Consider the following 9,401-nt stretch of genomic DNA (forward strand, 5'->3'; position numbering starts at 1 on the left):
GTCTATATTCGGCCACTAATAGTTCCATTAAATGTAACCGGGGGTTTTCCGCGCGGGGGCGGCCGGCGCGGGGCTCCGCTATACTCCGGAACCCGTGGAGGACCCCCATCTTCGGCTGAGCGACGCCGAGCGCGAGACGCTCTTCGCCTCGCTCGCGACCGCGCTCGCCGAGGGGCGCCTCGCGGTCGACGAGTACGACACCCGCTGCCGCCAGATCGCGGCGGCCGCCACCCGCGCCGACGCGGCGGGCGCGTTCGCGGACCTGCCCGACGACCCCACGGCTCAGCTCGGCTCGCCGGGGGAGGAGTCCGAGGCCGTCTACACCGCCACGGAGATCGCCGAGCAGCGCCGCCGCGGCAAGCGACCCCGCGCCGCGATCACCGCGCTGAGCTCGATCGCCGCGCTCGCCGGGGCGATCGTCACCGGCCAGTGGGTGCTCCTGCTCATCATCCCGGCGGTGATCGTCGCGCTCTACGTCGCGAAGATCGGGCCGCGCTCGTGGTCCGCGCCCTCCCCGCGGAGCCTGCACAAGGCCCGCATGAAGGAGCTGCGCCGCGCCGACCAGCTGCGCCGCCAGCGCGACCGCGCCGCGCTCGCCGAGGAACAGGCCGCCGCGCGCCGGCGCCGCTCCCAGCAGCTCGAGGAGCTGAAATCCACGGCCGTGGACTACCTCCACGAGCAGGCCACCGGCCGCTCCCGGCGCCGGGACCGGGACTAGCGCCGCCCCGGGTCGCGGCCGAATCGCCGCGCCGAGGATGCCGGCGGGCTAGCCTCGCGGTGGCACAATGGTGGGCGTGACTACGACCACTCCCTCGGACCACCAGCCCGGCAGGCCGCGGCGGCGCCGCACGTTCGACCAGTCGGAGAAGCTCAAGAACGTCCTCTACGAGATCCGCGGCCCCGTCGCCGCGGAGGCGGAGCGGATGGAGTCCGACGGGCACCGCGTGTTGAAGCTCAACACCGGCAACCCCGCGGTCTTCGGCTTCGACGCGCCGGACGTCATCATGCGCGACATGATCGCCGCGCTGCCCCACTCGCAGGGCTACTCCACCTCGAAGGGCATCGTTCCCGCCCGGCGCGCGATCGTCACCCGCTACGAGCTCATCGACGGCTTCCCCGAGTTCGACATCGACGACGTGTTCCTCGGCAACGGCGTCTCGGAGCTCATCGGGATGACGACGCAGGCGCTCCTCAACGACGGCGACGAGGTGCTCATCCCCGCGCCCGACTACCCGCTGTGGACGGCGTCGGTCTCGCTCGCGGGCGGCACCCCGGTGCACTACCTCTGCGACGAGGACAACGACTGGAACCCGTCGCTCGAGGACATCGAGCAAAAGATCACCGAGCGCACCAAGGCGATCGTCGTCATCAACCCCAACAACCCGACCGGGGCGGTGTACTCGAAGGAGACCCTCGAGGCGATCGTGAGGCTCGCCAGGGAGCACGACCTCATGCTGCTCGCCGACGAGATCTACGACCGGATCCTCTACGACGGGGCGGTGCACCACTCGCTCGCCACGCTCGCGCCGGATCTCGTCACCGTGACGTACAACGGGCTCTCCAAGGCCTACCGGGTGGCCGGCTACCGCGCGGGCTGGATGGTCGTCACCGGCCCGAAGGAGCGCGCCCGCGGCTTCATCGAGGGCCTCGAACTGCTCGCGTCGACGAGGCTGTGCTCGAACGTGCCCGGCCAGCACGCCATCCAGGTCGCGCTCGGCGGGAGGCAGTCGATCTACGAGCTCACCGGTGAGGGCGGCCGGCTGCTTCGGCAGCGCGACGTGGCCTACGAGAAGCTCAACGAGATCCCCGGGGTGAGTTGCGTGAAGCCCAAGGGCGCGCTCTACGCGTTCCCGCGCCTCGACCCCGAGGTCTACGACATCCACGACGACACGCAGCTCATGCTCGACCTGCTGCGCGCCACGAAGATCTTGATGGTGCAGGGCACCGGCTTCAACTGGCCGGAGCCCGACCACTTCCGGGTCGTCACGCTGCCCTGGGCCTCGGAGCTCGCCGAGGCGATCGACCGGCTCGGGGACTTCCTCTCCAGCTACAAGCAGTAGGCCTCCCCGGAAGCCTTCCGCCCCGCGCGCCCTCGGGTGCTGCGGGGCGGGTTTCTTAGCGGGCCTTGACGAGCCCGCGGCCCACCGCGCGCAGCGTCCAGCCCGCGGCGAGCCAGTCGGCGGCGGGCAGCGCGCCGCGCGCGTCGACGACGCAGCGGCGCCGCACGAGCCCGCCCGCCCACTCGGGGTCGATCTCCTGGTATTCGCGCCACTCGGTGGCCAGCACGACGACGTCCGCGCCACCCAGCGCCTCCTCGAGGGTCTCGGGGTAGGCGAGCGTGGGGAAGGCGCGCCGCGCGTTGGCGGTGGCGCGCGGGTCAACGACCACGACGTCCGCGCCGCGGAGCGAGAGCGCGCCCGCCGCGGCGAGCGCCGGCGAGTCGCGCACGTCGTCCGAGTTCGGCTTGTACGCCGCGCCGAGCACGCACACCCGCGCCCCGGCGAGCCCATCCGGCACGAGGGCTGCGACGTCGTCGACGACTCGGCTGCGCCGGTTGCGGTTGACGGAGTCGACCTCCCGCATGAAGCGCGCCGCGTGGTCCGCGCCGAGCTCGTTCGCGCGCGCCATAAACCCGCGCAGGTCCTTCGGCAGGCAGCCGCCCCCGAAGCCCAGGCCCGCGTGGAGGAACTTCGAGCCGATGCGCGGGTCGAGGCCGAGCGCGGTGGTGAGCTCCGCGATGTTCGCGCCGCCCGCCTCGCACACGTCGGCGACCGCGTTGATGAAGGACACCTTCGTCGCGAGGAACGCGTTCGCGGCGGTCTTGACGAGCTCCGCGGTGGCGACGTCCGTCTCGAGGAAGGGGATGCCCTCGGCGATCTGCTCCCGGTAGACCTCCCGGAGCGCCTCCACCGCCGCGGAGCCGGTCCTCGAGCCGACGACGATGCGGTCGGGGTGGAGCGTGTCGGCCACGGCGCGGCCCTCGCGGAGGAACTCGGGGTTCCAGCACACGTCGACCTCCGCGTCGTCGCCGACGAGCAGGTCGGCGAGGACCTGCAGCTCGGAGGCGGTGCCCACCGGCACCGTCGACTTCCCGACCAGCAGGTGGCGCCCGGAAAGCCTCGGCACGAGGTCGGAGACGACGTCGCGCACCGCGGACACGTCCGTCGCGAACCCGCCCTTGACCTGCGGGGTACCCACGGTGATGAAGTGCAGCCGCGCGAACTCGGCAGCCTGCTGGTAGTCGGTCGTCCAGTGGATCCGGCCCGCCTCCCGCTCGGTGGCGAGCAGCTCCCCCAGCCCGGGCTCGTAGAACGGGAGGCGGCCCGCCTCGAGCTCGTCGACGCGCCGCTGCTGGGTGTCCACCGCGAGCACCTCGTGGCCGCACCGCGCCATGCAGATGGCGTGGGTCGCGCCGAGGTAGCCCGCTCCGATGACCGTGATTCGCATGGCGACCACTGTGCCCGGCCGCGGTGAACGGGGCCTAACTATCCGGCTACCGTCCGCGGACCGCTAACGGAAGTTCAGATACGCCTTCGAGGTCGTGGGCCCGCGCTGCCCCTGATACTTCGAGCCGAGCTCCGCGGAACCGTAGGGGGTCTCCGCGGGCGAAGACATCGCGAACAGCGCGAGCTGCCCGATCTTCATCCCCGGGTACAGGGTGATGGGCAGGTTCGCCGCGTTGGAGAGCTCGAGGGTGATGTGCCCACTAAATCCCGGGTCGATGAAGCCCGCGGTCGAGTGGGTCACCAGCCCCAGCCGGCCCAGCGAGGATTTCCCCTCGAGCCGGCCCGCGAGGTGCGCCGGCAAGCCGACGCGCTCGAGCGTGGAGCCGAGGATGAACTCCCCCGGGTGGAGCACGAACGAGTCGCCCTCGTCGACCTCGACGAGGGTGGTGAGCTCGGGCATCTCGAGCTTCGGGTCGATGTGCGTGTAGCGGGAGTTGTTAAACACCCGCACGTAGCGGTCGAGGCGGATATCCACGCTCGAGGGCTGCACGAGCCCGGGCTCGTAGGGCTCGATGGCGAAGCTGCCGTCCTCGACGGCGGCGCGGATATCGCGGTCGGAGAGAAGCACGCCCCCAGCCTAACCGGGCCGGGCACTAGCCTCACGCGGCGCCTCCTCCCAGGGCTTTTATCGCAGGGCGCGGGCCGTGCTAGACTTCACCGGGTACGCGCAGGCGGGCGAGAGCCCAAAACCCGGCGCGATGCCGATGTAGTTCAATGGCAGAACATCAGCTTCCCAAGCTGAATACGCGGGTTCGATTCCCGTCATCGGCTCCACGAACACCCCCGGCCCCGGGCGGCGAGAGCCACCCGGGGCCGGTTCTTTTGTATCGCCGCCCCTCGCCCGCGGGAACAGTGCCGCGGGGCCGGGTCCGCGGGGCTAGGGGGCGGCGGCGAGGCCGGGCCTTCTTAGGCGCGGGCCGCGAACCAGCCGCGCACCTGCGGCAGCGCGAGGAGCACCACCTGGGCGACCGTCCCGCCGAGCAGGAGGAGCCCCACCAGCGTCAGCGGGGTGGCGCCGACGATAGCGGTGCTCACCAGCCCGACGAGCACGAGCGCGATCGCCGCGCCCGCGCCGACGATGAGCCCCACCGGCTCCCGGCGCGCGCCGAAGCCCGCGATGGCCAGCGCCACGCTCACCCCGACGACGGCCGAGACGACCGTGGCGACGACGAACTGGTAGCCCGTCCACGGCGGGACGAACGAGGAGTCGAAGACGCCCTCGACGAAGCGCTCGCCGCTCGAGTTGATCGCGATCTGCCACAGGCCGATGAGGAAGCCCAGCGCGCCGACGACGGCGAGCCCGATGGCCACCCAGAACGTCGCGGCCACCACCGGCGGCAGCTGGCGCACGTCCGCGGCCGCGCCCTGGAGCGCGCTCTGGCCCGCGGCCGGCGCGGCGGGCTGCCCGGGCTGCTGCTGCCCGGTGGCGGGGTACTGCTCGGTGGCCGGGTCCGCGTAAGGCTGCTGGGCCTGCTGGCCGTAGTAGGCGTCGGCCGGCGACTCGGCCGAGGGGGCGTCCTTCTCGTCCTCGTCCTCGAGCGGGGGCAGGGCGCTCTCGGGGAGCTGGGCTAAGCCGCGCAGCTCGTCGATGCCGATAGCCGGCGGGGTCGGGGAGGCGAGCCGCTCGTCATAAAGGCGCCGGCGGCGGGGGTCGCCGAGGATGGTGCGCGCGGTCGAGGCTTCGTCGTAGGCGGGGTCGGCGACGGTCTTGCCCTCGCCGCTCAGCCGCTCGAGCCGCGAGTCGAGCTCCCCGGCGATCTCCGCGGCGCTCTTCTCCCGGTCGAGCCCCAGGCTCGCGTACAGGTCGTAGTGGCTCTCGCCCTGGCTCATCTCACGGCCCCTTCCTCGGCGCGGGGCGCGGGGCCTGCCGCGCCCCGCGCCAGCACATGTGGTCTTTAGGTTCGCCCCCTGACTCTAGCGCCCGCCCCGGCCGAGGCGCGCGGGCGCGCCCCGCCGGGGCTCCGGGGCCGCGGCGGGCTGCCGCGCTAGGAGCAGGTGACGATCGGCTGCGGGTCGTAGACCGTGGTGGTCTCCTCGCGGGAGATCTCGTTGCCGGAGAGGTCCCGGATGATGCGCGTGTCGGAGGTGGTGAAGCCCGGCGCGCCCGAGGAGGGCTGGCAGTTCTCGCCGCCGACGTTCTGCCGCTGCGGCGGGGTCTCGTTCCAGCGGCCGCCGTTGACGGACTCGACGTCGACCTGCTTCTGGCCCATGATCCGCACGGTGACGCTGTTGCCGTCGACTTGGGACTCGATGCGCACGGGGATGTCGAAGGGGTTCTTGAACTTCAGGTCGATCTGGCCCTCGAAGACGGTGGCCTCGCGGCCCGCGGGGTAGCGGTTGATGTAGTAGCTGTGCGGAGTGTGGGCGACGTCCTCGAGGCCAGCGAAGTACGTGGCGTTGTACAGCGTCGTCGCATACTGGGAGATGCCGCCGCCGACGGCGGTGTCGGCGTGGCCGTCCTGGATGATGCCGGACTCGACATAGCCCTGCGCCTTGCCGCGCGGCTCGGTGCGGCCGTTGAGGGAGAACGTCTCGCCCGGCAGAAGCAGGGTGCCGCTCACGTCGTCGGAGATGCGGCGGATATTAATGCCCGAGTCGCGGGAGAAGCCGCTCGTGGTGAACTCGCCCATCGCCTCGTCGAACGTCGCGCGCTCGGCCTGCTCGGTGGTGAAGCTGGCCTTCTCCTCGTCGTAGGAGACGTCGAACTCGCGCTCGGCGTCGCCGATGACGCGCTCGGGGAAGTTCTCGAGGGTCTTCTCCCAGTCGATGGTGCGCCCGTCCTGGTGCGGGGTGACGGTGAGCTCCCCGCCGGAGGAGGTGTAGTTCGCGTTGCGCAGCTCCTTCTCGGTCTCGCCGAGGTTCTCGTTGAGGATGCCGCGGGCGGCGTCGACGTCGACGTCGGCCTTGAGGCGCCCGTCGTCGGGCTTGAAGCTGACGACCTCGCCCATCCGCTCGGTGGGGATGACGCCGTCGACGTCCTCGGCGCCCTTGGCGCGCACCTCGCCGGACACGGCGCGCGCGGCGGGGCCGTTCGCGGCCTCCTCTGCGGCGTCGCGGCCGACGCTGGGCTCCTCGCCGTCGTAGTCGACGGAGACGGCCCCCTCGTCGAGCCAGTGCTCCTCCATCGCGTCGGCGGCGTCGGCGGCGTCGACGCGCTGGCCGATCTCGGGCTCGACGATCTCGACCTCGCCGCCCTCGAGCGAGATGCCCGCGTCGCGCATCTCGCGGCTGAGCTCCCCGGCGACGCGCTCCGCGGCGCTGGCGAGCCGGTCGTCCTGGGTGGCGGTGACGACGTCGACCTCGACGGTGCCGAAGAGCCCCTTGATGCGGGTGATCGGGTTCAAGGAGGCGCGCCCGGCGGCCTCGACGGTGCCGGACCAGTTCGGCACAAGCCCGGCCTCCTCGGGCACGAACTCGGCGCGAAGCTCGCCGGCCTCGGCGGCGACGGGCTGGGTGGCCAGGCCCCCGAGCTCGCTCTCGAGGCGCTCCTCGGCCTCGTCGTAGCTCAAGCCCCCGATCTCCACGTCCCGCACGGTCGTGCCCCGCGGCACGGTGCCGGAGGTCACCGCCACGTCGATGACGTAGGTGAGCACGAGCAGGCCGAGGATGCCGCCGAGCACCCAGGCCACCACCTTCGCGGCCGTGCGGCCGCTCCCAGTCCCGTTGTTAGTCACGGTATACAAGTATTTCGCCTGGCCCGGGCTTTCGCCAAGTTTCCGGCCCGCGCGCGGTTCCCGGGCTAGGGTCGATCCTTCGCCGCGGACTCCTCGATCCCGGCCCACGGGAGCTCGCCGGAGACGACGCGCTCGTCGATCGCGTCGATCGCGCTCGTCACGTCGCCGGTCACCCACATCACCCGGTCGGCGCCCGCCGCGACCGCCTGGACGGCGGCCTCCTCGGGGCTGAAGGACTCCCCGACGGCGATCATCTGCGCGAGGTCGTCGGTGTAGGCGACGCCCTCGAAGGGCCGGCCGCCCGGGTAGTCGCCGGAGCGCAGCAGCTCGTAGGCCGCCGGGTCGAGGCTCGTGGGCAGCCCTTCGGTGCTTAAGCCCGGGACTGTGAGGTGGCCGAGCATGACGCCCGCGCTCGGCACCGCGGAGAGTGCCGGCCCGTAGGCCGACAGCTCCCCGGCCTTGAGCTCCTCGAGCGGCGGGGTGACGACCTCCTCGAGGTGGCTATCCCCCGAGGCCGCGCCGTGGCCGGGGAAGTGCTTGTAGACGGGCTTCACCCCGCCCTCGGCGAGGCCTTGAGCGAAGGCCGTGGCGTAGCGCCCGGCGACCTCCGGGTCGGGAGAGAAGGCGCGCTCCCCCACCACTGAGAGGCCGTTGATGTCCGCGTCGATGACCGGCGCGAAGTCCGTCGTGATGCCCAGGTCGGAGAGCCGCTCCCCGAGCCCGCGGGCCACGGCGAGGACCTGCTCCGGGGAGGACGTCGCGGCGAGCTTCCGCGGCGAGGGGTAGTCGCCGATGATCTCGGGGAGGCGCTGCACCGGCCCGCCCTCGAAGTCGATGCCCACCTCGAGGCCCCCGCCGGCCCGCTCGTGGAGCGCCGCGAGGTCCCGGCCCGGCTCGGTGAGCAGCGCGGGGTCGGTGTTGCTGCCGATGATGATGCCCCCGGCGCCCGCGTCGACCGCGGCGGCCGCCGCGTCGAAGTTCGGCACCTGGACGATCATGAGCCGCCCGATCGCCGCGCGGCGCTCCGCCTCGCCGGGGAAGGGCGGCGGCGTCGACGTCGCGGTCGCCGTGCTCGTCGACGTGCTCGTCTCCGTCGCGGGGGCGGGCTCCTCCCCGCCCCCGCAGGAGCTCAGCGCCAGCGCGCCGACGACAAGCGCGGCGGCGGCCGCGCCGCGGGTGCTGGCCATGGACGTCCCTCCCCTTCGCAGGTCTCTCGCTACTGCCCGGATCGCCGCGGCGGGCGGCCCGTCCCCCGAGCGCCGATACGCGCCGACGCGCGGCGCGTAGAATTATGCGCCGCGGGCGCAGCCGGGCCCCAACGACAAGCCCCGGCCGCCCGGGCCGCGACCCCGTGGAGGAGAGGAGACTGGTTCCTCGTGCCAGACGCCGAGCATCGAACCACCATGCTAATCGCCTACGACGGCTCGGAGGAGTCGCGCCGCGCGCTGGACCAGGCCGCGGCGCTGCTGCGCCCCACGCACGTCGAGCTGCTCACCGCGTGGGAGCCGACCCACCGGCAGGCGGCCCGCGGCGCCGGCGCCACCGGCATGCACCAGGGCGACTGGACCTCCAGCGTGGAGAACGAGGACCCCGCCTACACCTCGGCGCTCGCGATCCTCAGGGAGGGCGCGGCCGCCGCCGAGGACTTAGGCCTCAAGGCCAACGCCCACCTCGTCGAGTCCGCGACGTCGACGTGGTCGGCGATCGTCGACGCCGCCTACGAGCTGCGCCCGGACGTCATCGTCTGCGGCACGCAGGCCACCACCGGGATTCGGGGCCTGTGGCGCAACTCCACCGCGGAGCTGCTCATCAAGAACTCCTCGTGCCCCGTCTTCGTCGTGCCGCCGGCCGACAACGGCGACCGGCCGATCGAGGAGGAGCCCGAGCAGGAGGGGCAGGCCGAGGGCTAGCCCCGGGCCGACAACGACGCCGGCCCCGCGCGCCTTCTCGATGAGGCGCGCGGGGCCGGTCTTTTCGTCGTTTATTCCCTAAAGGGCCCTTAGCGGGGCGCCGCTAGCTGCGGCGCGCGCCCGCGAGCAGCGCGATGCCGCCGAGCGCGATCGCGACGAGCCCGATGGCCGTCGCGGAGAGCACCCCGCTCACGCCGGTCGAGGCGAGGGAGGACTTGCGCGAGTACTCCCCGGGCGCCGCCGTGGCGCCCGAGTCCCCGGCGCCCGCGGCCTCGTCGAGCGCGCCGCGCGGCTGCTGCGGCTCGCCGCTC

At 72.7% G+C, this 9,401-nt stretch carries 9 protein-coding genes and 1 tRNA gene; 4 read left to right on the plus strand and 6 right to left on the minus strand.

The window, feature by feature from the left end; all coding sequences use genetic code 11:
• Positions 1–94: 94 nt before the first annotated feature.
• Complete coding sequence (locus HMPREF9719_RS07075) at positions 95–718, plus strand: DUF1707 SHOCT-like domain-containing protein (RefSeq protein WP_004601309.1); 624 nt, start codon at positions 95–97, stop codon at positions 716–718.
• Between the two features lie 67 nt (positions 719–785).
• On the plus strand, positions 786–2,060 hold the full coding sequence (locus HMPREF9719_RS07080; protein WP_004601310.1) for a pyridoxal phosphate-dependent aminotransferase: 1,275 nt from the start codon (positions 786–788) through the stop codon (positions 2,058–2,060).
• Between the two features lie 55 nt (positions 2,061–2,115).
• On the opposite strand, the gene HMPREF9719_RS07085 is transcribed toward HMPREF9719_RS07080, so the two are convergent.
• Positions 2,116–3,447 (minus strand): UDP-glucose dehydrogenase family protein, encoded by a 1,332-nt coding sequence (locus tag HMPREF9719_RS07085; protein ID WP_004601311.1) that lies wholly within the window; start codon positions 3,445–3,447, stop codon positions 2,116–2,118.
• Between the two features lie 63 nt (positions 3,448–3,510).
• Positions 3,511–4,074, minus strand: a complete 564-nt coding sequence (gene dcd / locus HMPREF9719_RS07090) for a dCTP deaminase (RefSeq protein ID WP_004601312.1) — start codon at positions 4,072–4,074, stop codon at positions 3,511–3,513.
• Between the two features lie 132 nt (positions 4,075–4,206).
• Between dcd and HMPREF9719_RS07095 the strand changes: the two genes are divergently transcribed.
• Positions 4,207–4,280: transfer RNA gene (locus HMPREF9719_RS07095), tRNA-Gly, on the plus strand.
• A 132-nt stretch (positions 4,281–4,412) separates the two neighbouring features.
• Here the strand turns inward: HMPREF9719_RS07095 and HMPREF9719_RS07100 are convergent.
• The 3 genes from HMPREF9719_RS07100 to HMPREF9719_RS07110 form a co-directional block, all read right to left on the minus strand.
• Positions 4,413–5,336, minus strand: coding sequence for a hypothetical protein (locus HMPREF9719_RS07100; protein WP_004601313.1), 924 nt, complete (start codon positions 5,334–5,336; stop codon positions 4,413–4,415).
• A gap of 155 nt (positions 5,337–5,491) precedes the next feature.
• A complete protein-coding gene (locus tag HMPREF9719_RS07105) occupies positions 5,492–7,180 on the minus strand; it encodes a VanW family protein (protein ID WP_004601314.1) in 1,689 nt (562 codons plus the stop codon).
• Between the two features lie 65 nt (positions 7,181–7,245).
• Positions 7,246–8,367, minus strand: a complete 1,122-nt coding sequence (locus HMPREF9719_RS07110; RefSeq protein ID WP_004601315.1) for a glycoside hydrolase family 3 N-terminal domain-containing protein — start codon at positions 8,365–8,367, stop codon at positions 7,246–7,248.
• A gap of 216 nt (positions 8,368–8,583) precedes the next feature.
• On the opposite strand from HMPREF9719_RS07110, the gene HMPREF9719_RS07115 reads away from it, so the two are divergent.
• Positions 8,584–9,090: a universal stress protein gene (locus tag HMPREF9719_RS07115; protein WP_237737897.1), complete on the plus strand. Its 507-nt coding sequence runs from the start codon at positions 8,584–8,586 to the stop codon at positions 9,088–9,090.
• Positions 9,091–9,193: 103 nt separating this feature from the next.
• Here HMPREF9719_RS07115 and HMPREF9719_RS07120 read toward each other — a convergent pair.
• Positions 9,194–9,401, minus strand: a 208-nt coding sequence (locus tag HMPREF9719_RS07120; protein WP_004601317.1) for an LPXTG cell wall anchor domain-containing protein, incomplete at its 5' end; no start/stop codon positions are given.

The organism is Corynebacterium otitidis ATCC 51513, assembly GCF_000296405.1.
Lineage (GTDB): Bacteria > Actinomycetota > Actinomycetes > Mycobacteriales > Mycobacteriaceae > Corynebacterium > Corynebacterium otitidis.

Coding starts and splice junctions, on each gene's coding strand:
- HMPREF9719_RS07080 (WP_004601310.1), top strand. CDS start 786: ATGGTGGGCGTGACTACGACCACTCCCTCGGACCACCAGCCCGGCAGG.
- HMPREF9719_RS07085 (WP_004601311.1), bottom strand. CDS start 3,447: ATGCGAATCACGGTCATCGGAGCGGGCTACCTCGGCGCGACCCACGCC.
- HMPREF9719_RS07100 (WP_004601313.1), bottom strand. CDS start 5,336: ATGAGCCAGGGCGAGAGCCACTACGACCTGTACGCGAGCCTGGGGCTC.
- HMPREF9719_RS07110 (WP_004601315.1), bottom strand. CDS start 8,367: ATGGCCAGCACCCGCGGCGCGGCCGCCGCCGCGCTTGTCGTCGGCGCG.
- HMPREF9719_RS07115 (WP_237737897.1), top strand. CDS start 8,584: ATGCTAATCGCCTACGACGGCTCGGAGGAGTCGCGCCGCGCGCTGGAC.